Raw genomic sequence first — 23,020 nt, 5'->3', positions numbered from 1 at the left:
AAGTTGAACTTTTTCCAGACAACAGGCTCATTGCTTAGTATATTGCTGGAATCGTTAAAGAATGCAACGCTTAATCGCGTTACACCGTCAGATCGCTACCGAGGTTGTTATGGCAGAACAAAAACCGAACAATAATCAGCAGTTATATTACGCAGGCATAGCCGCTATTATCATAGTGGTATTGATTGCCCTATGGATGTTGCTGGCCAAAGATGATAAGCCGGAACCGGCAATTAATTTATTGCCGCCTGCAATTATCGAACCGGTACCGCCGGTGTCTGAAGCAGAGCCAGAGCAGGGTACATCAGAACCCGACGTGGCTGAACCCACATCCGAGCCGTTAACTGAGCCTGAAATTACAGAACCTGTAGCAGAGCCTGAGCCTATGCTGCCAACGCTGGATGAGTCGGATACTGAGGTTAAACAACGTTTACTGGCATTAAACTGGCGCTCTGGCCTGGCGGGCCTTTTTGTTACCGAAGAGATGTTACGTAATTTTGTTGTGCAAACCGATAATGTCGCGCAAGGGCAGCTTGCTGCCGGACATCCGCTATTACGGCCGCTGGAGCAAAAGTTTGCCCTCGGCGAAGAGAGCGCCATGCAACTGGATGAAAGCAGTTTTGCCCGTTACCAGCCATATATTCAATTAATTGAAAGCGTACCTGCTGAGCAGGTGCAGGCCCTGTTTAATCGCTACGAGCCGCTATTACAGCAAGCTTATGCTGAGCTGGGATACCCCGACGAGTTATTTAAAAACAAGCTGATAGCGGCTATTGATGTACTGCTGGCAACCCCAGAGGTAAGTTACCCGCTAACACTGGAGCGGCCGTCAGTTGTCTATGTGTTTGCTGATCCGGCAATAGAGCAATTGCCAGCTGCGCAAAAACAAATGCTGCGGTTGGGGCCAGATAACCAGCAACGCTTTAAAGCGGTATTACAGCGCTACAAACAATTGCTGCAGTAGCCAATTTTGCCAAAAGCAGGCTTGCAACAACGCCTGCTTTTGCGCATAATGCGCGCCTGTTGAGGATTCAGCAGTTCAATGGTAACCCCATTGGTCCTCTCGCAATACTAGTAAGCGAACCTGGTCAGGTCCGGAAGGAAGCAGCCACAGTTTATGACGTATGTGCCGGGATGTGGCTGGTGGGGTTGCCACCCAAATCCCGCTTTTGCTCAAAATCTTTTTTCACTATTTCTAAGGCTAAAAGCGCGGTACTGGCGTCTATCTGATGTTGCTCCAGCAACATAATTAAATCCACCGCCAGTTGCACATGTGCCGGTGCCTGATCCAGCATAGTACTCACGCATTATTGTCCAAAAACTGTCGTGCTCTGGCAACGGCTTCTTTTACCTTCATCCGCATTTCAAAACGCTCGCTTTGTGGCAGGTAAAACGCCATATCTACTTCGTAACGGATATAACGCGGCGGCAGCAGGTTTAACGAAATACAACATAAATCGGCCAGATACTCAGTATCTTTCTGCTGATCCAGCCCCAACTCAACAATATGATCCAGTGTTAGTTTTTCATAATAGTTGTGAATATCGTCGTCCAGTTTCATACTTGCCTCAGTCTTGTTTACAATCAGCTCAAGCATAATCAGCTTTGTGGTAAAAGACCACTGAAAGATTGAGTTAGCGCGCTTGGCTGCTACAATGCGCGACAGGACCATGACAGAAGAACTGCAATGCAAAAAAATACCATACCCTGCTACTACGGCGATTACCTGCAACTGGACAAAATACTGACAGCCCAGGCACCTGAGAGCGCTAAGTACGCCGCTGAGGCTCACGATGAGACGTTATTTATTATTGTGCATCAGGTTTACGAACTGTGGTTTAAGCAAATTTTGCATGAACTAAAGGCCGTGATGGATGTATTTGCCGGCGAAGAAGTTAAAGATGAACAGCTTACCGGCATAGTGCACAAGTTAAAACGGGTGATCACCATTCAGCAACTGCTAAACCAGCAGATTGGTGTGATTGAAACAATGACACCGCAGGATTTTATGTCATTTCGTGATTATCTTGTGCCGGCCTCCGGGTTTCAAAGCATTCAGTTTAAAATGTTGGAAATTGGCCTGGGCCTGAAAAGCGATTTTCGTATCGACTTTGACAAAAACTCGTTTTACAGCCGGTTAAATGAGAAAGACCGTACCTTTTTACAGCAACTTGAACATGAGCCCAGCTTGTTTGAGCGCATAGAAAAATGGCTGGAGCGGATGCCGTTTCTTGAACTGGAAAACTTCAGCTTCTGGCAGATGTATCAGCAAGCCACCGACGCTATGCTGGCAGAAGATAAAAGCACCGTGCAGGCAATTGAACAGATTGCCGAACATGAACGCGAATTGCAGCTGGCCGAAATTGCCCGTACGGCTGAAAAATTTGCAGCTCTGCTGAATAAAGATAAGTATGAACAATTACAGCAATCCGGCGCTTTCCGGTTAAGCCAGCGGGCGATGTTGTCGGCACTGTTTATCAGCCTGTATCAGGAAGAGCCGGTTTTTAATCTGCCGTTTCAGTTGCTAACCTGCTTAACGGAAATAGACGAGCTGTTGACAATATGGCGCTACAAACACGCCATGATGGTACAGCGAATGCTGGGTACCAAAATTGGCACCGGTGGCTCGTCGGGGCATGATTATTTAAAACGGACCACAGAGAAAAACCGTATTTTTACCGATCTGTTTAATATGGCCACCTTTCTGTTGCCCAAATCAGATTTACCGGTGTTGCCTGCTCAGGTAAAACGGCGTTTAGGTTTTTATTTTGCCGGCGAAATCTGAGCCACACAGCGTAAAAGCTGCTTTGAACAGTTGCAGATGTAACTGCACCAGCGCATCAATATTGCGCTGGTAGCCGCCACCAATTACGGCGGCAACCGGTATATTCTGTTCAACACAGCTTTGCAGTACCAGCAAATCGCGTTGATATAAAGCGCCGGTGGAAAGATTCAGCAAGCCCAGTTCATCCTGCTGGTGAATATCCACGCCAGCATCGTAGACAACCAAATCTGGCCGGTGCCAGTTAAGCAAGGTTTGCAGGCTTTGCTGTACTGCCTGCAAATAGTCAGTGTCGGAGCAATCTTTTGCCAGCCCTATATCCCAGTCTGAATGTTGTTTACGGGATGGGAAGTTTTTTTCACAGTGCACAGAACAACTGATAATACGCGGCTCGTCGGCAAGCAGCAGCGCACTGCCATCGCCCTGATGCACATCTAAATCTACAATCAGTATTTTATCCAGCCCCTGATGTAACAGCGTTTTAGCCGCAAATACCAGATCGTTAAACAAACAAAACCCCGAGCCTTCTGCATAAAAGGCATGGTGATAGCCGCCACTTAAATGTAGCGCTATACCACTGTTAAGCGCCGCCTGAGCTGTTTGCAGCGTGCCGCCTAATGAATACAACGAGCGCTGAAAAAGCTGTTCTGACCATGGAAAGCCTATGCGGCGCATAGCTTTGGCAGCAATAGTGCCATCAGCCAGGCTTTGAATATAAGCCGGGCAATGCACCTCTGCCAATTGCTCTGCAGTTACAGGCACTGACCGGGTAAAGGCGTTCTCGGGCAGCCCTATATTCAACAGGTATTGGTACAAAGTGCGGTATTTTGTAATGGGATAGCGGTGCTTGTCAGGCAGGTTAAGCTCACTGTAACACGGGTGATATAGCATGGCTGGGAGTGCACTTAGCATGGGTTTGGCAACTAACATCAGATCAGCTCCGCCGTTCCAAATCCTGAATTTGCCGCTCTATATCTGATAATGCTTTGCGGCAGCGGCCTAAGCGGGCATGTAAAGCCAAAGTGCGCTGTATGGCTTCTGCTGAGTTTTCCCGGCTGGCCAGGCTTATCATATCCTGTAAGCGGCGCTCAAACTCCTGGGTATCACTCAGTTGCTGGTACAACTGCTGGCTGCTGGCGTTTATTTGTTGCACCACTGCTTTTAATTTGTTTTTAGTGGTGGGCTTGCGCCGGGTATCTACATTACGAAAAGCTCTGGTCAATGCTGAGGTTTGTTCGCTCAATCGTTGAACCAGGCGTTGCTTAGCCATATTGCTAAGATTGCTTTCCTGTAAGTGGCGTAAATTGCGCAGGGCTTCAGCAACATAGTCTGTTAGCTGTGGTGAGTGGCAACTGAACAGTGCACTATCAAACCAGTTTTGCGGCCGGCCAGCTACCTGTTGCTGATCAATCGCTTCAGCTTGTTGTCGTAGTTGTTGCAACTGATGATTCAAAGTGGCCAGTAAATCCATTTAGCTACTCCAGGCCTGCCAGGCCAGGCGTAAAGCAATCGCGATCACAACACAGATAAATACCGGCCGGATAAAGCGGCTGCCAAATTTTATGGCAGAATGCGCACCCAGCCAGGCACCAAGCATTAGACACAAGCCCATAGCAATGCCAAGGGTAAAATTAACATGGCCCAGTGCAATAAAAGCCACCAGCGAAAAACCATTGCTGATAAAGTTCATGGTACGGGCGACACCGCAGGTTAGCAGCAGGTTGATTTTGTACAGCGCCATAGTAGACACCATCCAGAATGCCCCTGCACCCGGGCCGGCAATACCGTCATAAAAACCCAGAGTCAGGCCCTGAGCCCGCTGTTGCCAGAATAATTTTGCGTTTTGTGGCGGCAGCTTTAAAGCATCGTCCGGTTGCATACGGTTAAACAGGGTATAAATGGCCGCCAGCAAAATAAGCAGCGGCAGTATTTTTTCCAGTGCCTCTTTGCTAATCATGTCTACAACCAGTGTACCCAACACTGCACCTATAGCGGTATAAAGCAAACTGCGGTGCCAATACCGCGGGCTAAACAGTTTTTTACGATAATAGGTAACGGATGCAGTAAAAGAGCCAAAGGTTGCCGCCAACTTATTGGTGCCCAGTACCACATGCGGCGGCAAGCCTGCAGTAAGCAAGGCCGGTACTGTCAGCAAACCACCACCGCCGGCAATAGCGTCAATAAAGCCAGCACTAAATGCCACGGCACAGAGGATCAGTAACACAGAAGAGTCTATAGCTAATTCAGCGAACAAGGCAGGTTCCTGTTAATACTCAATTTGACGACGAAACGGCGGCAGGGCGTTTAACATGGCACTGCCGTAAGCTTTAGTTACCAGGCGCCGGTCCAGGATCACTATCTGGCCTTCGTCTTGCTCCTGGCGTAGCAGTCTACCACAGGCTTGCACCAGTTTCTTTGAGGTAGCAGGAATAGTCAGCTGTAAAAATGCATTACCGCCTTTTTTGGTTATCGCCTCAGCTAAGGCTTCTTCCAGAGGCGAGGTAGGTACAGCAAAAGGCAGTTTGGTAATAACCAGATTGATTAGCAATTTGCCGGGCAAATCCAGCCCTTCAGAAAAGCTTTGTGTGCCGAATAAAATACTGGTGCGGTTATGTTTGCAGTTTTCGCCATGTAACTGCAGTAATGCCTGGCGTGAAGCTTCGCCTTGCACCAGCAGTGAAAATTTCTGTTTACGCAGCGCCTCGGCAACTTGCTGCATTTGCCAGTAAGAAGCAAACAGCACCAGGCTGGCCTGACCGTCGGGCAAGTAAGCCGGCAGTAGTGTTGCCAACTCGTCGGTATAAGTTTGCTCTGTTGGTTCTGTCTGCATTTTCGGAATAATAATCCGGCCCTTTTCTGCGTAGGCAAAAGGCGATGCAACCTGCAATGTTTGTACACCTTCAAATTGTGTTAAGCCCAGATCGTACTTAATGTATTGAAATGAATTTAACGCAGTGAGGGTGGCAGAGCAGAGGATAACCGCGAAGGCATCAGTAAATAGCAACTGCTCCAGCTTATTTGCAACGCCAAGTGGGCAGGCGTGGCCAATAACGTACTGGCTTTGATTTTGCTGTTCAACCCAGCGTGCCTGATAAACATTTTTTTCCTGCTCTGAAGCATATAATTGCCACAGTGCTTGCTGCTGCTCAATTTTTTGGCGCAGGTAAGCTAACTCCTGCAACAGGCTCAGGCTTTGCTTCAGCGGTAATTGCTGCTCAGTGATATTTTCCTGCAAGTGTTGCTGGATTTTTTCCAGTTGTGTCAGGGCTTTCTGGCTAACCTGTGCCAGTTGCTCTGCCTGCTGCTGAAACAGCTTAGGCAGAGCAGCGTCTGTAAAGCGAAACTCTGTTTTCTCAGCAAACCAACGTGGCTTAAAATCTGTCACGCTGCGTTCTATCGGTTTTAGTAAGCTATTGAGTTCACTGCAGCTGTCATCGAAGCGCAGTAACTCTTTCATGACGGTGGCGGGTAAAAGGGTAATTAACTGTTGAATGGTTTTAGCAGCTTTTTCCAGCCAAAGGCTGTTGTGGGTAAGCTGGGCCTGGGCAGCAAAAAACTCCCGTGCACTATCGGGCAAATGGTGGGCTTCGTCTATTACATAAAGTGTTTCTTCGGGAGGTGGTAATATACTGTTACCACTGGATAAATCTGCCAGCAACAACGCATGGTTTACCACCAGCACATCGGCGTTACTTACCTCAGCACGGGCAAGATGGAACGGGCAATTCATATGACGACGGTCTGTTTTACTACAATGCAGCGGATCAGCCACAATACGCTGCCACAAATCTTCAGCTAAAGGGGTAGTCAGCGTATCCCTGTCGCCCAGCCATTTACGCTGCTGCCAGTTATCCAGTAACTGCTGCCAGTCAAAAGCTGCATCGTTAGCCGTGGCAAATAACTCAGGATGTTTTTGCTGCTGGCGTACGCGTTCAATGCAAGCATAGCGCTGTCGCCCTTTTACCAGGCTGAACTCAAATAACAGCTTACTGTGTTGCTGAAAAAACGGCAGGTCTTTGTTTACCAATTGCTCCTGCAGTGCCACCGTCGCCGTGGCGATCACTACTTTTTTCTTCTGCGCTAATGCATAAGGGATCACTGCCAGCATATAAGCCAGCGATTTACCGGTACCGGTGCCAGCTTCAATTAAACCAATACGTTCACGCCGGTGATAAGTGCCTGAGACGATTTTAGCCATTTCAGCAACTAATTGGTTCTGCCCCTGCCTGGGTTGGTAATTAGGCAGGGTAGTTTTAATGCGCGTATGTATAGCGCGGATCTGGCTTTTTAGCTGGTCACTTAACATGTTTGATGTGTATTTATATACAGTTGTTTGATTGTATACGTAATAGGGCAGGCAAGCAAAACATTCGTGGCTCAATAAATCTAGAAAAATTAGCTCAGGTATTTACGAGTACAGCTTGGTGAATACCATTAATTTTTGTAATTAAAAGTTTACATTGTCGACTTTGCAAGGCCGATATTTAATACTTCAGTGTAAATAATAGCCAAAGCCTGATTTTGTATAAATCATTGATCGTACTATTTTAAATGTGGTGAATTAAAGGTGGTGGAGTAACTGATTGCGAAGAATAACACCGTTTTGGTGTATTCGCCGCTGACCGTGACAATGTAAATTACAAATTGTTCCTTAAAAGCTGTTGACCCTGCTGAAAAATTACGTTTATTATCACATGGCGATAAATCGGAGGTTATCCGAGATAAGCGGAGTGCCAAGCGCCTTAAAAGAGATTGGTACAGTAAAAATAGAATCACTAAAATAGTGATCCAGGGAGAAATACATGTATATAAATAATAAAATAAGCAAGGCTGTACGTATTGCACTTGCTTTTGGTGCCGCTTCAACTACAGCGTTTACTTTTTCTGCAAGCGCTGCCGAAGAAGATGCTACAGCAAAAGTAGAGAGAATTGAAGTTACTGGTTCACGTATCAAACGCACAGATATGGAAGGCGCTAGCCCGGTATCAGTGTTTAGTTTTAGTGATATCCAGAACACTGGCGCAGTAACTATCGCTGAGTTTTTGCGTACTAACGCTGCAGTTAGTGGCTTCAACGAATCTCAGGGGCTTAGCCAAGCTGGTGGTGCCTCTTCAGTTGGTACCAAGAATCTTAGTCCAGAATATACTTTGATTTTGTTAAATGGCCGCCGGGTGCCAAAAAACTCTGCCGGGGGCATCTTTACTGACGTAAACCAGTTGCCTATGGCGGCTGTTGATCGCATTGAAATTTTAGGTGATGGTGCATCTGCAATTTACGGTTCTGACGCCGTTGCCGGTGTTATTAACGTTATCACCAAAAAGAACTACGAAGGTGTTCAGGTAAGTTTTCAGACTGGCATGGGTGTAGAGCACCACGACGGTAAGGAAAATAAGCTGTCTATTGTTGCTGGTGTACAGTCTGGTAAAACAAATATTTTGTTTGCAGCTGAACATTTTACCCGTGATGCAACATCATTTACAAATCGTAATCTTGGCAAAACTGCAGTGCTTAGAGATTCGGAAGGTAACGTTATTCCTGGTGGCGAAGGCCGCAGTCCTTCAGGTACGCCTGGTTATACAGCCTTAGGCTTTGTAGGTGCAACAAATAATAGCGGCCTGCCTACATCAGCTCTGGGTAATAGAGCATGGGCCGATTGCCCTGAGGAGCAAATTAACTCTGCTGGCCAATGTTTGTATGATACTGGTCCACTTTATTTTTCCCAGCCTAAAGGTGACCGTCAGTCGTTATTTACACAAATTACACATGACTGGAGTGATGCGTTGCAACTGGATGCACAGTTCCGTTATAACCGCGTTTATACGCTAAACTCTAATGGTGCTGCACCAGGTGGCGTAGTTGTTGCAGGTGGCAGTGGAAGAGTTGCTCCTTCTGAATTTGTAAAAGATCATTTATTAAATGATCGGTTCGGTGGTGATGAGGCGTTATATCAGCAGGCTTTGGATGCATTCGCGGCTGGTACTGCATCATTACAGGTAGTACGCCGTTATTTAGAGTTTGGTAACCGTGAAAAAGATGTCACCAACCAGACTTATGAAGCAATTGGTGGTTTTGATTGGCAGATTAACGATGATTTTAGCTTAACTGGTGATATTGGTTTTTCGCGTTTAACTAACCAGCAAGTTGGTGTTAGCGGCAATCTGTTGTCAACACCTACTGCTAACGCGTTTATCTCTGGTGCTTTAAATCCATTTGTAATAAATGATTGTGCTTCTGAAGAGCTAAAAGCTGTTTGCAACTCGTTAAATGCAGCTATTCACAGAACTAGTAACTATGAAGTCGGTTTCGGCTCGTTAGTGTTTGGTGGTATGTTACCAGTAGAGTTACCTGGCGGACAGATTGGCATGGCACTGGGTGTTGACGTTCGGAATGAGACTTATCGCGACGTTTCAGATCCAGCGACTGTACAAGGACAGGTTCTTGGTGGTGCAGGTTCAAATGGTGGCGGTTCTTTCAGTAACGAAGCAGCCTTTATTGAGCTTGCTCTTCCGGTATTTGATCAGTTAGAAATTACCTTAGCGGCCCGCCATGATAAAGCGGACTGGGATTTAGCCGATGATTCGCAAACTACTTACTCTGGTAAGTTCGCTTATCGCCCAACAGATACACTGTTACTTCGTGGTTCTTTAGGCACAGGCTTTAAGGCACCAAACTTAAGCAATCTGTTCTTGGCGACGTCTCAAGGTGTGACACGAGCTATTGATACGAAATTATGTAATGCGGCTGTAGCGGCTGGTGGTGATCCTGCAACTCATGCAGATTGTTTAACAAAAGAGTTGAACTCCAGAGGTGGTGGTAACCCAGAGCTGACTTCTGAGAAATCTAAGTCTGCATCATTAGGCGTGGTTTTTGAGCCTATCGAGAATCTTTCATTCTCTTTGGATTACTGGAAACTGGATATCGATAACATTGTTGGTTCTTTAGCTATTCAGGAGATCTTGAATGAAGAAGCGGAAGGCCGTTTAACTGAATTGGTAATACGTGCTCCAAACGGTACAGTGAACGATGCTCTTCGTGAAGGTTATGTAAGAACTAACTTACAGAACCTTAATGAGCGTAAGCTTGAAGGTTTGTTACTGGATGTATCAGACAGATCTGATTTAGGTTTTGGTGTGCTGCGTTCAACTCTGAAGGCAGAATATCGGCTTAAAGATATGAATCAAACATCCAGAACTCAACCGTTATGTGACAGTTCAAAAAATGGCGCCAGAAATTGGAATGCTAACGCTACATTTACTTTAGATGTTCAGGATTTCTCTACGTCATTGTCAATTCGTTACCTGCCTGGTTATGATGTATGGCAATCTCGTAATACAGCACAGAATAGTTGTGAGCTGATTGGCTATTTTGATGTTGTAAGAGATGGCAGTACTATTGTTGATTTTGGTAAGCCATTGTCAGTTAGTTCTTACACAGAGATGAATCTGGCAACGACTTACAATGTTACACAGGATACCTCTGTAACATTAGGTATGCGTAACTTGTTTGATCGTGATCCGCCATTCTCAACACCTAATGCATGGCCATTCTATAATCAGGAAATGTATTCTAATATGGGACGGTTTGTGTACGTTGGCTTTGATACTAAGTTCTAATAGTTAAAGAGCTAAAGCTGTAGTTTATAATTAAGCCCCTCCATTAATGGAGGGGCTTTTTGTTACAATTTTATAATTATTTTTAATATATATTCTGGCCTAATAGCGAAGGTGGAAGATTTTCTACCTTGAATAGCTATCATATTTTATTGGCTTTAATAAAATTAAAAATTAATAGGGGGACAGATGCTAAAGTATACATTAATGCTGTGCTTGCTTTTTGCTGTAAAGACCGGAGCTGCAGTTACTGAGTGGATTGATTTTAAAATGGAAAATGGAGCAATCTTATTTCCTATAAAAATTAACGGTCAAAATACCCATGCTGTCTTAGACACCAAAGCAAAAGTTAACTTTATTGCTGAGAGTTTTATCGATCAGCATAGAGATAATTTGCGCAGAACTGGCGTAATTTTATTTAAAGATAATGACGGTGAAAGGAATGCTGAAGTTTATCAGGATATTAAAGTTAATATATTCGATGTTGAGCTAACTTTCTCTGATTTAATTGCTGTGCAGAATGTTGCTGGAGAACTCGTACTTGGTATTCCTTTTCTACGCCAGCATATTATTCAACTTGACTTTCCGAACAAACGAATGCGTTTAATTGGCCATAATCAGCTTGACATGACAAAGTTAGCTAATGTGCTTATGCAACCACAAGTTGATTTAGCTGTGGCAAGTACTCCGGGTAGTCAATCTATTAAGAAAAATGATCAGTCAGCCCGTGCTCTGCGAGTTTCTGTGCATGGTAAAGATATGTGGCTTACTTTTGATACTGCGATTGCTGAGGGCGTGGCGTTGAATCGTGATGCTGCTCAAAAAGAGGGGCTGTTAACTCGTGCTTTTGCTGCTGATGCAGCTGAATTAAACTTAGCGACGTCAGTAAACAGAGAAGTCTTCATACTGAACAGCGTGAAGATTGGGCCATACGAATTAGAAAATGTATCTTTAGGGGTTGAAGTCGAAGGCGGTAAGCGACTCATTCCATTTGTTCCACGTAAAGTAAGAACCGGTACCAATATTAGCAGAGATGTGCAGGCCACGGGCAGTTTAGGGCTAGATGCAATGCAGCATTTTGTGGTGACGTTTGATTACTTAAATAGTTTGGTTCGGTTTGATGTCCAATAGCTGGATAAATTCCTCAAATGATGTAGTGGTCAAATAACATTGACCACTCTCATTGCTGACAGGCAACAGCTTTATCAATTTTTCCCGATGGCACGCGTCATTGAGAGCTAGTACAGCTAAGGCCTTAAATCGCTGCTCAGCATACATTTTTTTAATTAAGTGTTTCCCGCTTCTGACTCTTTTAGCCGAATATCTTTGGCGCGTTTACATCGCGAAATTTATCTCGCCATTTATATAGAGTGACTGAAATCATACTCTGATCCTGACAAACTTTAGGCTACCGCTAAATCTTGATGCTCTCCGGAAGAATTTCCTGTATGTGTATTGCGAAAAATTCTACTCTTTACATCCGCTATTTGACCTTTACCCAGAAATTTCCTCCTGACAACGGTAAGTGTAAATTGTTCCGCAAAACTGTTGACCCTGCGGAAAGTATGATCTTATTATCTGTTGTGACACACTGGTGTTTTTCAGGTGTGAATGGTATGCCATTGGTTGTGGGTGGTTGGTGGCTGATAAAAAAATAGAATCACTAGATAGTGGTCCAGGGAGAAATACATGTATACAAATAGTAAATTAAGCAAAGCCGTGCGGTTAGCCATAGCATTTGGCGCAGCTTCTACCACTGCATTTACTGCTTCAGTAAATGCACAGGAAGAAGGCGTAGCGAAAGTTGAGCGAATTGAGGTTACCGGTTCACGTATCAAACGTACGGATATGGAAACATCTAGCCCTATTCAGGTAACGACTGCAGATGAAATAAAAGCGGGTGGTTTTACCCGTATTGAAGATATGCTGAACAGTCTTCCACAGGTGGAAGCTGCCGACACTGCTTTTAGTGTGAACGGTGCAACTGGTACGGCGTCATTAGATTTGCGGGGCATTGGCGCTAACCGTACTTTAGTACTACTTAACGGCCGCCGTTTACAGCCTGGTGGTTTATATTCATCTGCATCAGACGTAAACCAGATACCTGCTGCACTTGTGGATAGGGTTGAAATCTTAACAGGTGGCGGCTCAGCAACTTATGGCGCAGATGCCGTAGCGGGTGTTGTTAACTTCGTAATGAAGAAAGATTTTGAAGGCGTTGAAATTAACGCAGGTTACTCTGGTTATCAACATGATAACGATAACAAATTTATCCAAGAGAAAATGGACCAGCGTGGTTATGATTACAAAACCGGTAACTCGGGTTTAAATGGTAAAACCATTACACTGGACCTGACTCTGGGTGGCGCTTTTGCCGACGGTAAAGGCCATGCAACCGCTTTTGCTTCTTATCGTAACGTAGATGAAATGCTACAGGGTGAGCGTGACTATGCTTCCTGTGCCATCAACCCCGGAACTTTAGCTTGCGGTGGCTCAGACACGGCAGATATTCCAAACTTTGATATTTACCCCTATGTTGATGGCGAAGTAGATTTTGATCAAAATGCTTATTGGTCAATTATAGACAATGGTGGTACCACTGAATTTACAGACGTGACGAATGTTTATAACTTTGCACCGGTGAACCATTTTATGCGTCCGGATAAACGTTTTACGTTAGGTTCGTTCGTAAATTATGAAGTTAATCAACATGCGAATGTATATACCGAAATAAATTATATGCAAAACCGCACAACGGGGCAGATTGCAGAGTCAGGTATTTTCTTCCAGAATTTTACATTCGATGTTAACAGCCCGATTTTCAGCGCTGCGCAACAGGCGCAATTCGCCGAAGCCTTTCCGGGAGCAGAACAATTAGAAATTTACATCGGTAAACGAAATGTCGAAGGGGGCGGTCGTCAGGCTAATCTGGAGCACAACTCTTTCCGAATCGTTACCGGTGTTGAAGGTATGATTAACGATAGCTGGAGCTATGATGTTTCATATCAGTATGGTTCAGTCAGTTCATCAGATGCATATAAAAACGACTTTTACGTTAACTATATGGCTCAACGCTTAGGCGCTGTGGGAGCGCCCGCTTGTACCGGTGATTGTATTCCATATGAAGTGTTCACTTTTGGTGGTGTAACGACTGAAGCTGCCCGGCAGTTACAAGGAGCTGCTATCGCAACGGGTTTCAGTACGCAAAAAATACTAAATGCTTTCGTGACGGGAGAAACCGGATTCACAGTGCCAGGGCATTCTATGCCGGTTGCTGCGGTTCTGGGAGTGGAAAAGCGTGACATTTTCTTTAGTCGTACAGTTGACACTATATATGCGGAAGGTGCATTAGCAGGTCAGGGTGGTCCGACTAGTGATCTGGACGGTGGCTACAAAGTTGATGAAGTATTTGCCGAGCTGAGTATTCCGTTACTTGATAATACGGCAATTGCCGATAATCTGGTGTTGGAGTTAGGTGCTCGTTATTCTGATTATTCAACGTCTGGTGGCGAGAATACCTATAAAGTTGCTGTTGACTGGTCAATAAATGCCGATTGGAAAGCTCGTGCCAGCTACAATAAAGCTGTACGTGCGCCGAATGTTGGAGAATTATTTAGTACACAAAGCATTGGCTTATGGGCGGGCAGTGATCCTTGTGCTGGTGCTAATCCGGTACTTACAGCTGCTCAGTGTGCTAATACTGGTGTAACAGCCGCACAATACGGCAATATCAACCCGAACAATGCTAACCAATACAATGGTTTCTTTGGCGGTAACCCTGATTTGCAACCTGAGAAAGGTGAAACTATTACTGTTGGTATCGTGGGTAATCCATTTGAGAATTTTAACTTCAGTATTGACTATTGGAATATTGAGTTAACAAATGTTATTTCTGCATTGGATCCTGAAGAAACAATTACCCAGTGTGGTTTAACAGGTTTAGCTTCATACTGTGATCTGATTAATCGTGCTGCAAACGGCAGTTTATGGTTAGGTCAGGCAGGTTATGTAACCTCCACAAACTTAAACTTGGGTGAAGAACAGTACCGCGGTATTGACGTTAGTGCGAATTACTCGATCGCGTTGGGGGATGGTACACTGAAGGCGTCTATCATTGGTAGTCGCAATTTGAAAAAATACTATAATCCATTGCCAGGCGTTGCGGATACAGATTACGACTGTTCAGGCTTAATTTCTGGTAAGTGTTTCGCGCAGCCAGAGTGGCGTCATACCATGTCAGTTGATTACAGCTCAGGTAGTTTCTGGGATTTGGGAGCCAAATGGCGGTACTTTGGCGAGGTTGAGTATGATGGTGCAGAGAATAACCTAATCGGTAATAAAATATCTGGCCAGAGCTATATCGACCTTGTTGGGCGTTTCTATGTCAATGATGCCGTTACCGTACAGTTAGGTGTTAACAACATTTTTGATAAAGAGCCACCTTTGGTTGGTAGCGTGTTGGCGAATACCAACACTATTGGGGGGTTCTGGGATCTGCTAGGCCGTTATGTTCACTTAAATGTAACGACCAGGTTCTAAACGCTCGACATTAAAAGCCGGTCAATATTGACCGGCTTTTTTTATTTAAATTTTTGGCTGATAGAAATGGTGGTAGTGGCGATGCAGAATCTTAAAGTCATATTTTCTGAGGCAATAAGGTTATTTGAAAAAAGTGATTTGACCAGCTGCGCACGGATATGTAGTGAAATTTTAAACCAAGGGTTTGTGCATGCAGAAGTGCTCCATCTTTATGCTTTGTGCTTAAAAGATGCTGATGCGTTGCAAGCTAATGATTACTTCGAAAGAGCTTTAGCGTTGTCGCCGGATAATTTTACACTAGTACTTAATTACGCTAATTGTTTGCTTTCAACCAATAATTTAAGTCAGGCAAAAGATTTATTTGAACGCTGCACCGCTGCAATGCCGGATAACTTTGATGTCTTATATGGTCTTGCATATATATATAACAAGCAGAAGCAGTTTGAAAAATCATCCTTCTACATTGAAAAAGCCATATCTAAACATGCGCGACAGGCCAGATTTTTTGTTTTGCAGGCTAGAATGTTGTTAGAGCAACATCAACTGGATGATGCATTACAGACAATTTTAGCAGCGGAAAAAATTACCCATAATTACAACATCGTCGTTACAAAGGGGCTGATTTTAAGGCGGTTACGGCAGACTTCAGCTGCGATGATGTGTTTGGACAGTTTGCCGGACACAGCCGAAGTTTGTTTTATGAAAGGTTGTGTCTACTATGATGCTGCTGACTACGAAAAGGCAGAGTTTTTTTTGCTAAAAGCTATAGAGTCTGATGAAAATTATATTGACGCTCATGAGTCTCTTAACAAAATGTATTGGGAGAGCGATTTAAATGCTAAATTTTTAAAATCCTATTCCAATATTTTTGAAAAGAAAAAATTTCCATCTATCGGCATGTATTTAAGTTACGCAAAGAATTTATTTATGTCAGGTGATGTAGTTTCTGCTGAAAATGTTATTCAAAGAGGTTTGGACAATTTCGGTCGGCAGCATAGCCTGTTGCATGCACAGGGTGGCATAGCATTGAGTGAAAAAAATTATGAAAAAGCCTTTCTGCTGTACAAGGAATCACTAAGCCAAAACAGTAATGTCAGATATATCTTAGACTTTGCAAGTACCTCTATTAGAGTTGGCAAGCTATTGTTAGCTCAACAATGGCTCGATAAAGCGCTGGCCTTAGAGCCAAATAATCAAGAAGTTATTGCGTATCGAGGCTTATGTTTTCGTTTAACAGGGGATATTCAGCATTATAATTGGTTAAATAACTATGATGACTATGTCAGCGTTGAAAAACTGCAAACTCCTGCGGGTTATGCCAGCTTTTCTGAGTTTTGGTCTGAGTTGAAATTAGCCATAACTCGTCTACATAAAACCACACGGCAGCCGCTTGATCAAAGTGTAAGGAATGGAACGCAAACCGTTGGTTATCTTTTTTCCAGTCCAGACCCAATTATTCAGACTTATAAAGCACTAATTGAACCTCATGTTCAGAATTATCTTAATAAGTTGCCGTTGGATAACCATCACCCTTTGCTGCAGCGAAATACAGGACGTTTTCGTTTTTCCGGGGCTTGGTCTGTAAAGTTAGGTAACGCTGGATTTCATACTAACCATGTTCATCCTGAGGGATGGTTATCTTTATGTACTTATTTAGATGTTCCACCGAGCATAAACAAAGATGATCCGACCCAGGCTGGATGGCTAAAGTTGGGTCAAACCACTCTGTCTGTTGATAACGCTGAAAAACCTGACAGAACGATCTGTCCCGAAGAGGGGCTTTGTGTCATTTTCCCAAGCTTTATCTGGCACGGAACGATACCATTTTCTGCAGAAGGTGGACATCGAATGACCTTGCCTTGCGACATAGTTCCGGTGTAAATAATTTAGCAGATCCAATATAGTGGTTGGGGCCTGAAATAAATCTTTAGTTCAGCAGGTCTTATACTAAGCAACTAACAACAACAGGTGAAAACAATGAAACAATCAAATGTCGCTATGACGGTAGGTGCTTTAGTCTTTAGCTCACTGGCTACGGTAACTACTACGGCAAATGCTAACCCTTTTACTGCGATAGAGCTGGCCTCGGGCTATGAGATGGTGGCTGGTGAAGGTAAATGCGGTGAAGATAAAGCAAAAAAAGCCAAGGATAAGGTGAAAGAAGCCAAGTGCGGTGAGGGTAAATGCGGCGAAGATAAAATGAAGGCCAAAGCCAGTAAAGCTAAAGAGGGCAAATGTGGCGAAGGCAAGTGTGGTGAAGCAAAATGCGGTGCTGATAAAGCCAAAGAAGCAAAAGACAAGGCCAAAGAAGGCAAGTGTGGCGAGGGGAAATGCGGCGAAGGCAAATGCGGCGGTAGTGTTTAATTAAGCCCGTTAAGGCCTGCATAGTTGTACAGCTTCGTTGTATAGTGCAGGCTTTTATTTTACTGGAGCCTGATATATGCACACAATGACACAGCCCCCTGTATCAGGAGCAGGGCTTGGCTTACGCCGTGAAATGCTGGATGAACTGATAACGGCTAAACCACCTGAGATTGATTTTTTTGAGGTGGCGCCGGAAAACTGGCTCCCGTTTGGTGGCAAGCTGCAAAAGAAGTTTAAGCAGCTCACGGAGCAGTATCGCTTTATTTGTCATGGTTTATCCTTGTCGATTGGTAGCCCTGCACTGCTGGACGTGGTTTTTGTTAAGCAGGTAAAGCAGTTTTTACGTCAATACAATATCAGCCTGTACAGTGAGCACCTGAGCTATTGCTCCGGCGATGGTCACCTGTATGATTTAATGCCTATACCCTTTACTGATGAAGCTGTGCGCTATGTGGCCAGGCGTGTACGGCAGGTACAGGATATTCTGGAGCAGCCGTTAATTCTGGAAAACGTATCTTACTATGCGGCACCCGGCCAGCAGATGCCTGAAGCAGACTTTATCAGGGCAGTATTGCAGGAAGCTGACTGTCAGTTATTGCTGGATGTAAATAATATTTATGTTAATTCAGTTAATCATAATTATAACGCCAGCGAGTTTTTGCAGGCTATGCCATCTGAGCGTATAGCTTACTATCATATAGCCGGCCATTTTAAAGAGGCGGAGGATTTACTGGTCGATACTCATGGCTCGGCAGTTGTAGACCCCGTTTGGCAATTATTGCAGCAGGCCTATCAGTATCATGGTGTTAAACCGACATTGCTGGAGCGTGATTTTAATATTCCGCAGCTAAGTGTGTTAAGTGAAGAGCTTCAGCAAATTAAAGCGTTACAGCAACTCGCTTTGGCCCAAAGCCAGATATTGAGGGCGTAACAGATGCAGTTTCAGCAAATTCAGCAGGCCTTTATTGCTCATATTAAAGATCCTGAGCATCAGAGTGCCCCGGAGGGTATTGAAGATCGGCGTATGGCGATATACCGTGAGCTGTTTTTTAATAATGTGGAAGGTTTTATCGCCAATGCATTCCCTGTGCTGAAATCACTATATAAAGACACGGCCTGGCACGCCCTGGTGAGGCAATTTTTTATACAGTATCAGTGCTCCAGCCCTTATTTTTTGCATATTGCAGAGCATTTTCTACATTATTTGCAGCAAAATTATGTTGCTACTGAGCACGATCCGGTGTTTATGCTGGAGCTGGCGCATTATGAGTGGGCTGAACTTTATCTGGCAACAAAGCAGTTGCCGCAAGCTGAAACGTTGTTGAACGCAGAGCAAATCGTAGATGCGCCGCTGTATTTATCATCGCTTGCCATGGTATTGGCTTACCCTTATGAGGTGCACCAAATCAGTTCTGCTTATCAGCCTGAGGCACCAGGCGAAGTAAAGTATTATCTGTTGTACCGGAATACTGCGGACGATATAAAGTTTGTGCTTATTAATCAGCTTACTGCAGCGTTGCTGCAAACGTTACAGCAATCAGGCGGCAGTACTTTGTCAGCTTTAGTACAACAGTTGCTGCCGCTACTGCCGCAGTTTAGCGAGCAGCAGCTAATGCAGGGAGCCACAGCTTTATTGCAGGACTTTGCCGCAAAAGGTGTGTTGGTGTCTTTTCAAGCAGAACAAAATTCATTACCATAACTGCCCTTAAATTCGCTGATTACAGAAGAGTAGTGCAATGGCAGACGAAAAGTTTAAAGAGTCGTTTAACCTGTGGCAGTTTCTTGCCCTGGTTGCAGTGTTTGTGTCTTTACTGTGTTTGGCGCCTATAGTGCGTTGGTTCCAGATTCTGGCATAATGCATCAGCATAATAGAAGGCCGCCTGAGGGCGGCTTTTTTGTCCCGGCAGGGGCGCTTAATAAAAGGTTTTCTAACATGGACAAACAGGCATTAGAGCTTGAATTAAAACAGGTTATTAAAACGGTTGTTGATTATCCAAAGCCGGGCATAGTATTTCGTGATGTAACCAGCCTGATGCAGGATGGCCCGAGTTTTAAAAAAGTGATCGACGCTTTTTGTTATTTTTATGCTGATAAAGGCATTACCAAAATTGTCGGTACTGAGTCACGCGGCTTTATTTTTGGTGCGCCACTGGCTTATGCCATGGGTATTTCTTTTGTGCCGGTACGTAAACCGGGCAAGCTGCCACGTCAGCGTATTTCACAAAGTTATCAGCTGGAATATGGTGAAGATGCGTTAGAGCTGCATGCTGACGCTATAGCTGCGGGTGATAAAGTATTGCTGGTTGACGATTTACTGGCTACCGGCGGTACTATTGATGCGACAGCTAAGTTGGTACGCCAGCTTGGTGGTATTGTCGATGACGCGGCTTTTGTTATTGCATTGCCCGAACTGGGCGGTGTTAAACGTTTGCAGCAAGCCGGATTAAATATCCTCAGTCTGGTTGAGTATAGTGGCGAATAAGTTTAGTCTGTCAAAGATCCCAATTATTACAAGATATCAGCAGCCGTTATGAGTTATCAGGTATTAGCACGCAAGTGGCGCCCGCAACATTTTGCCCAGTTAGTCGGGCAGGAGCATGTTAAAAGCGCACTGGGCAATGCCCTGAATACCAACCGGTTGCATCATGCTTATTTATTTACCGGCACCCGTGGTGTCGGTAAAACCACCATAGCGCGTATTTTTGCTAAAAGTTTAAACTGTGAACAGGGTATTACTGCTACACCCTGTGGCCAGTGTTCTGCTTGCCAGGAAATTGATGCCGGTAACTTTGTTGATTTGCTGGAAATAGATGCTGCATCACGTACCAAAGTAGAAGATACCCGCGATTTACTCGACAACGTACAGTATGCACCCAGCCGTGGCCGTTTTAAGGTTTATCTGATAGATGAAGTGCATATGCTGTCAAAGCACAGCTTTAATGCACTGCTAAAAACGCTGGAAGAGCCGCCACCGCATGTTAAATTTTTACTGGCAACCACTGATCCGCAAAAACTGCCGGTTACTGTTTTATCGCGTTGTCTGCAATTTAATTTGCTGGCATTAAGCCCGCTGCAAATTGAGCAGCATCTGGCGTTTGTGCTGGGTGAAGAGCAGATCCCCTTTGAACAAAGCGCATTAACACTGCTGGCCCGTGCTGCAAAAGGCAGTTTGCGTGATTCGTTAAGCCTTACTGATCAGGCTATTGCGCAAAGTAACGCTAATATAACACTTGATATCGTGCGCACTATGCTGGGTTTTCTGGATCAAAGCTGGGCGCAACAGCTGCTACAGGCAATTCTGGCGCAGGATGTCGCGCAGTTGCAAATACAATTGGCCGCGTTGGTGCAACAGCAAAGCAACTTCAGCCAGGTATTGGACGATATGTTGTCTATACTGCACCTTACTGCGCTTAGCCAATTCAGTCAGAACGCAGCTGGCTTTTCGGCGCAGCAAGCTTTTGTACAACAACTAGCCGATACCTTAGCGCCTGCCCAGGTACAGCTTTATTACCAGTTACTTATTAGCGGTAAAAAAGAGCTGCCATATGCCCCTGATGCATTAACCGGGCTGGAAATGGCACTGTTACGTGCGATGGCTTTTGTGCCTGAGACACAAAGCAAAAGTATCGCACCGGTTAAAACTGCTGCTGTAATGCCGGTTGTGGCTGCAGAGCCAACAGCACAGAAGCCTGAGCCGCAGCCTGCAGCAGAAGCCGTAAAAGACACGGCCGACTATTCTGCTACAGCATCAGAAACACTAACACCAGCGCAAGCGGTGGCCCCGTCAGGGCAAAATGCAGTTGCTGATGTAACAGGCGGCATTGACCCTGTTACTGCCCGTATTATGGCGCGCCGTGGGGTAGCAGTAACTGCAGCGCCAGAAGCAAAAAAGTCTGAGCGCCAGCAGGCGCCCTTGCAAAAAGCGCCTGAAGCAGTAAAAGCGGCAGTAGCCCAGTCGCCTGAACCGGTAAACGTCAGCCCCCCGATAATAACTTCGGCGCCTGAACAACCTGCTGCGGTTATCACCCGGGAAGCTTATCCGCCTGTTGATAATAGCCACTATGATGAACGTGACGATGCAGATATGCCACAGTATGATGCGGCCGCCACAGATGCGCTATGGCAACAGTATGAACAGGATGTACAACAAAACGGCCAACAGCCTGACACAACACCCGCGTCACCAATACTGGAGAATTTTGATGGTAGTATCAACGAGCAAAATTTTTCTGTTCGCTTTGCTGCTCAGGTAGATGCATGGGCGGCACGGGTTGAAACACTGGATACCGGCGGCTTAAGCAGGCTGTTTTTACTCAATGCTGCTATGCAGTTAGATGGCGATAAGCTTATTTTAACGGTGGCACAAAGCCAGCAACATCTGGACAGCCCGGGCTTTCGCACTAAGCTGCAGCAGGTACTACAACAAAGTTTTAACCAGCCGCTGGAAATTGACATCAGCTATCAGGCTGAAGTGGCAGCGAGCCCTTTAGCCATCCAGCAGAAGATTGTGCAGGAGCGGTTTGGTTACGTTAGCCGCCTGTTGCATGAGGATGACAAGGTGCAACAACTACAACAGCTGTTTGATGCACAATTGCTACCCGATACTATAGTGGTCAACTAGCGGTTTAACCAGGGCGCCAAGCGCTTACAACTTGTAATTCGGTGGCGAAGTTATTATCTTGTCGCCGGTAAAGGTCAGTGCCTGATGCACTGCTAACTCAATTTAATTTTACAGCAGGTACAACATTATGTTTAAAGGCGGTATGGGCAACATCATGAAGCAGGCGCAAGCCATGCAGGAAAAAATGCAGAAAATGCAGGCTGAAGTTGCGGCAATGGAAGTAACCGGTGAAGCCGGTGCTGGCCTGGTTAAAGTAACCATGCTGGGCAACCATAATGTGCGCCGTGTCAGTATTGATGACAGCCTGATGCAGGATGACAAAGACATGCTGGAAGATTTAATTGCTGCAGCAATTAACGATGCTGTGCGCCGCGTTGAGGAAACCAGTAAAGAAAAAATGGCTGCTGTTACCGGTGGCCTGCAGTTACCGCCTGGCATGAAAATGCCATTCTGATGAGCCGCTATACCCCGCTGGTACAGCAGCTGATTGATGCACTGCGCATTTTGCCCGGAGTAGGGCCTAAATCTGCGCAGCGCATGGCATTTTCGTTGCTGGAGCGCAACCGTGAAGCGGGTTTACAGTTAGGTACTGCATTAAGTGCCGCCATGACAAAGGTAGGGCATTGCCAGCAATGCCGTACGTTTTGTGAAACAGCGCTATGCCACATATGCACTGATCCGGCCCGTGCGCTGGATGGTATTATCTGTGTTGTCGGTTCTGCGGCTGACCAACTGGCAATAGAGCAAACCGGCCAGTTTAAAGGCCGCTATTTTGTGTTGCAGGGTTATTTATCACCTTTGGATGGCATAGGGCCACAGGATCTGGGATTGGATAAACTTAGCACATTGTTAGCTGCCGGAGGTATTACCGAGCTTATTCTGGCGACAAACCCCACCGTAGAAGGCGATGCCACAGCGTTTTATATCGCTGAGCTGTGTCACAAACATCAGGTAAGCGTGTCACGCATTGCCCAGGGTATTCCGGTGGGCGGTGAGCTGGAGTTTGTCGACGGTACTACGCTGTCACACGCTTTTAGCGGCCGTAAAGTATTTTAATCTGCTATAACCCTGCTTGAAATCCGGTTAATTCTCCCCATATTAGTT

General features: G+C 45.3%; 18 protein-coding genes, 1 other RNA gene and 1 pseudogene. 14 read left to right on the top strand and 6 right to left on the bottom strand.

Going from position 1 to position 23,020, the window contains the following annotated elements:
• Window positions 1-61 precede the first annotated feature (61 nt).
• Window positions 62-964 carry a DUF3014 domain-containing protein gene (locus tag M2404_RS00445; protein WP_259237491.1) on the top strand — a complete coding sequence of 301 codons (903 nt, stop codon included), beginning with the start codon at window positions 62-64 and terminating at the stop codon, window positions 962-964.
• A gap of 88 nt (window positions 965-1,052) precedes the next feature.
• Window positions 1,053-1,149: signal recognition particle sRNA small type (ffs, locus tag M2404_RS00440), an RNA gene on the top strand.
• 29 nt (window positions 1,150-1,178) lie between these two features.
• On the opposite strand, the pseudogene M2404_RS20310 reads toward ffs, so the two are convergent.
• Together M2404_RS20310 and M2404_RS00430 are read right to left on the bottom strand one after the other, a co-directional pair.
• Window positions 1,179-1,295, bottom strand: a pseudogene (locus M2404_RS20310) (DUF2496 domain-containing protein); the annotation flags it as partial.
• Window positions 1,296-1,300: 5 nt separating this feature from the next.
• On the bottom strand, window positions 1,301-1,561 hold the full coding sequence (locus M2404_RS00430; protein WP_215396434.1) for a late competence development ComFB family protein: 261 nt from the start codon (window positions 1,559-1,561) through the stop codon (window positions 1,301-1,303).
• Between the two features lie 126 nt (window positions 1,562-1,687).
• Between M2404_RS00430 and M2404_RS00425 the strand changes: the two genes are divergently transcribed.
• Window positions 1,688-2,785 carry a tryptophan 2,3-dioxygenase gene (locus M2404_RS00425; RefSeq protein WP_259237488.1) on the top strand — a complete coding sequence of 366 codons (1,098 nt, stop codon included), beginning with the start codon at window positions 1,688-1,690 and terminating at the stop codon, window positions 2,783-2,785.
• On the opposite strand, the gene M2404_RS00420 is transcribed toward M2404_RS00425, so the two are convergent.
• From M2404_RS00420 to dinG, 4 genes are read right to left on the bottom strand one after another with little or no spacing between them, the layout of a single operon-like run.
• Window positions 2,756-3,712 carry a histone deacetylase family protein gene (locus tag M2404_RS00420; protein ID WP_259237486.1) on the bottom strand — a complete coding sequence of 319 codons (957 nt, stop codon included), beginning with the start codon at window positions 3,710-3,712 and terminating at the stop codon, window positions 2,756-2,758. The two genes, M2404_RS00425 and M2404_RS00420, sit on opposite strands and share 30 nt — an antisense overlap.
• Window positions 3,713-3,716: 4 nt before the next feature.
• Window positions 3,717-4,253, bottom strand: coding sequence for a primosomal replication protein (priC, locus tag M2404_RS00415; RefSeq protein ID WP_259237484.1), 537 nt, complete (start codon window positions 4,251-4,253; stop codon window positions 3,717-3,719).
• On the bottom strand, window positions 4,254-5,036 hold the full coding sequence (locus M2404_RS00410) for a sulfite exporter TauE/SafE family protein (RefSeq protein ID WP_259237483.1): 783 nt from the start codon (window positions 5,034-5,036) through the stop codon (window positions 4,254-4,256).
• A gap of 12 nt (window positions 5,037-5,048) precedes the next feature.
• Window positions 5,049-7,088, bottom strand: a complete 2,040-nt coding sequence (dinG, locus tag M2404_RS00405; RefSeq protein ID WP_259237482.1) for an ATP-dependent DNA helicase DinG — start codon at window positions 7,086-7,088, stop codon at window positions 5,049-5,051.
• A 496-nt stretch (window positions 7,089-7,584) separates the two neighbouring features.
• On the opposite strand from dinG, the gene M2404_RS00400 reads away from it, so the two are divergent.
• The 11 genes from M2404_RS00400 to recR all read left to right on the top strand — a co-directional run bounded on the left by M2404_RS00400 (window position 7,585) and on the right by recR (window position 22,972).
• Window positions 7,585-10,395 (top strand): TonB-dependent receptor domain-containing protein, encoded by a 2,811-nt coding sequence (locus tag M2404_RS00400; protein ID WP_259237480.1) that lies wholly within the window; start codon window positions 7,585-7,587, stop codon window positions 10,393-10,395.
• Window positions 10,396-10,581: 186 nt separating this feature from the next.
• The gene (locus M2404_RS00395) at window positions 10,582-11,523 is read left to right on the top strand and encodes a retropepsin-like aspartic protease (protein WP_259237479.1); all 942 of its coding nucleotides are present in this window, start codon (window positions 10,582-10,584) and stop codon (window positions 11,521-11,523) included.
• 558 nt (window positions 11,524-12,081) lie between these two features.
• Window positions 12,082-14,931: a TonB-dependent receptor plug domain-containing protein gene (locus tag M2404_RS00390; RefSeq protein WP_259237477.1), complete on the top strand. Its 2,850-nt coding sequence runs from the start codon at window positions 12,082-12,084 to the stop codon at window positions 14,929-14,931.
• Between the two features lie 27 nt (window positions 14,932-14,958).
• Window positions 14,959-16,812, top strand: coding sequence for a tetratricopeptide repeat protein (locus M2404_RS00385; protein ID WP_259237476.1), 1,854 nt, complete (start codon window positions 14,959-14,961; stop codon window positions 16,810-16,812).
• A gap of 96 nt (window positions 16,813-16,908) precedes the next feature.
• Window positions 16,909-17,295 carry an HvfA family oxazolone/thioamide-modified RiPP metallophore gene (locus tag M2404_RS00380; protein WP_259237475.1) on the top strand — a complete coding sequence of 129 codons (387 nt, stop codon included), beginning with the start codon at window positions 16,909-16,911 and terminating at the stop codon, window positions 17,293-17,295.
• Window positions 17,296-17,380: 85 nt separating this feature from the next.
• Window positions 17,381-18,226, top strand: coding sequence for an HvfB family MNIO-type RiPP peptide maturase (locus M2404_RS00375; RefSeq protein WP_259238215.1), 846 nt, complete (start codon window positions 17,381-17,383; stop codon window positions 18,224-18,226).
• A gap of 3 nt (window positions 18,227-18,229) precedes the next feature.
• Window positions 18,230-18,994 (top strand): HvfC family RiPP maturation protein, encoded by a 765-nt coding sequence (locus tag M2404_RS00370; protein WP_259237474.1) that lies wholly within the window; start codon window positions 18,230-18,232, stop codon window positions 18,992-18,994.
• A gap of 234 nt (window positions 18,995-19,228) precedes the next feature.
• Complete coding sequence (gene apt / locus M2404_RS00365) at window positions 19,229-19,777, top strand: adenine phosphoribosyltransferase (RefSeq protein ID WP_068232301.1); 549 nt, start codon at window positions 19,229-19,231, stop codon at window positions 19,775-19,777.
• A 48-nt stretch (window positions 19,778-19,825) separates the two neighbouring features.
• Window positions 19,826-21,916, top strand: coding sequence for a DNA polymerase III subunit gamma/tau (gene dnaX, locus M2404_RS00360; RefSeq protein ID WP_259237473.1), 2,091 nt, complete (start codon window positions 19,826-19,828; stop codon window positions 21,914-21,916).
• Window positions 21,917-22,043: 127 nt separating this feature from the next.
• Window positions 22,044-22,370, top strand: a complete 327-nt coding sequence (locus M2404_RS00355) for a YbaB/EbfC family nucleoid-associated protein (protein ID WP_259237472.1) — start codon at window positions 22,044-22,046, stop codon at window positions 22,368-22,370.
• Window positions 22,370-22,972, top strand: a complete 603-nt coding sequence (gene recR, locus M2404_RS00350; protein ID WP_259237470.1) for a recombination mediator RecR — start codon at window positions 22,370-22,372, stop codon at window positions 22,970-22,972. Before M2404_RS00355 ends, recR begins: the two co-directional genes overlap by 1 nt.
• Window positions 22,973-23,020 lie beyond the last annotated feature (48 nt).

This window comes from Rheinheimera pacifica (assembly GCF_024809855.1).
Classification (GTDB): Bacteria; Pseudomonadota; Gammaproteobacteria; order Enterobacterales; family Alteromonadaceae; genus Alishewanella; species Alishewanella pacifica_A.
The sequence above is the reverse complement of the archived record's forward strand: the minus strand, read 5'-3'. Positions and strand labels throughout refer to the sequence as shown.

Coding starts and splice junctions, on each gene's coding strand:
- M2404_RS00445 (WP_259237491.1), top strand. CDS start 62: ATGCAACGCTTAATCGCGTTACACCGTCAGATCGCTACCGAGGTTGTT.
- M2404_RS00430 (WP_215396434.1), bottom strand. CDS start 1,561: ATGAAACTGGACGACGATATTCACAACTATTATGAAAAACTAACACTG.
- M2404_RS00425 (WP_259237488.1), top strand. CDS start 1,688: ATGCAAAAAAATACCATACCCTGCTACTACGGCGATTACCTGCAACTG.
- M2404_RS00420 (WP_259237486.1), bottom strand. CDS start 3,712: ATGTTAGTTGCCAAACCCATGCTAAGTGCACTCCCAGCCATGCTATAT.
- priC (WP_259237484.1), bottom strand. CDS start 4,253: ATGGATTTACTGGCCACTTTGAATCATCAGTTGCAACAACTACGACAA.
- dinG (WP_259237482.1), bottom strand. CDS start 7,088: ATGTTAAGTGACCAGCTAAAAAGCCAGATCCGCGCTATACATACGCGC.
- M2404_RS00400 (WP_259237480.1), top strand. CDS start 7,585: ATGTATATAAATAATAAAATAAGCAAGGCTGTACGTATTGCACTTGCT.
- M2404_RS00395 (WP_259237479.1), top strand. CDS start 10,582: ATGCTAAAGTATACATTAATGCTGTGCTTGCTTTTTGCTGTAAAGACC.
- M2404_RS00390 (WP_259237477.1), top strand. CDS start 12,082: ATGTATACAAATAGTAAATTAAGCAAAGCCGTGCGGTTAGCCATAGCA.
- M2404_RS00380 (WP_259237475.1), top strand. CDS start 16,909: ATGAAACAATCAAATGTCGCTATGACGGTAGGTGCTTTAGTCTTTAGC.
- M2404_RS00375 (WP_259238215.1), top strand. CDS start 17,381: ATGACACAGCCCCCTGTATCAGGAGCAGGGCTTGGCTTACGCCGTGAA.
- M2404_RS00370 (WP_259237474.1), top strand. CDS start 18,230: ATGCAGTTTCAGCAAATTCAGCAGGCCTTTATTGCTCATATTAAAGAT.
- apt (WP_068232301.1), top strand. CDS start 19,229: ATGGACAAACAGGCATTAGAGCTTGAATTAAAACAGGTTATTAAAACG.
- dnaX (WP_259237473.1), top strand. CDS start 19,826: ATGAGTTATCAGGTATTAGCACGCAAGTGGCGCCCGCAACATTTTGCC.
- M2404_RS00355 (WP_259237472.1), top strand. CDS start 22,044: ATGTTTAAAGGCGGTATGGGCAACATCATGAAGCAGGCGCAAGCCATG.
- recR (WP_259237470.1), top strand. CDS start 22,370: ATGAGCCGCTATACCCCGCTGGTACAGCAGCTGATTGATGCACTGCGC.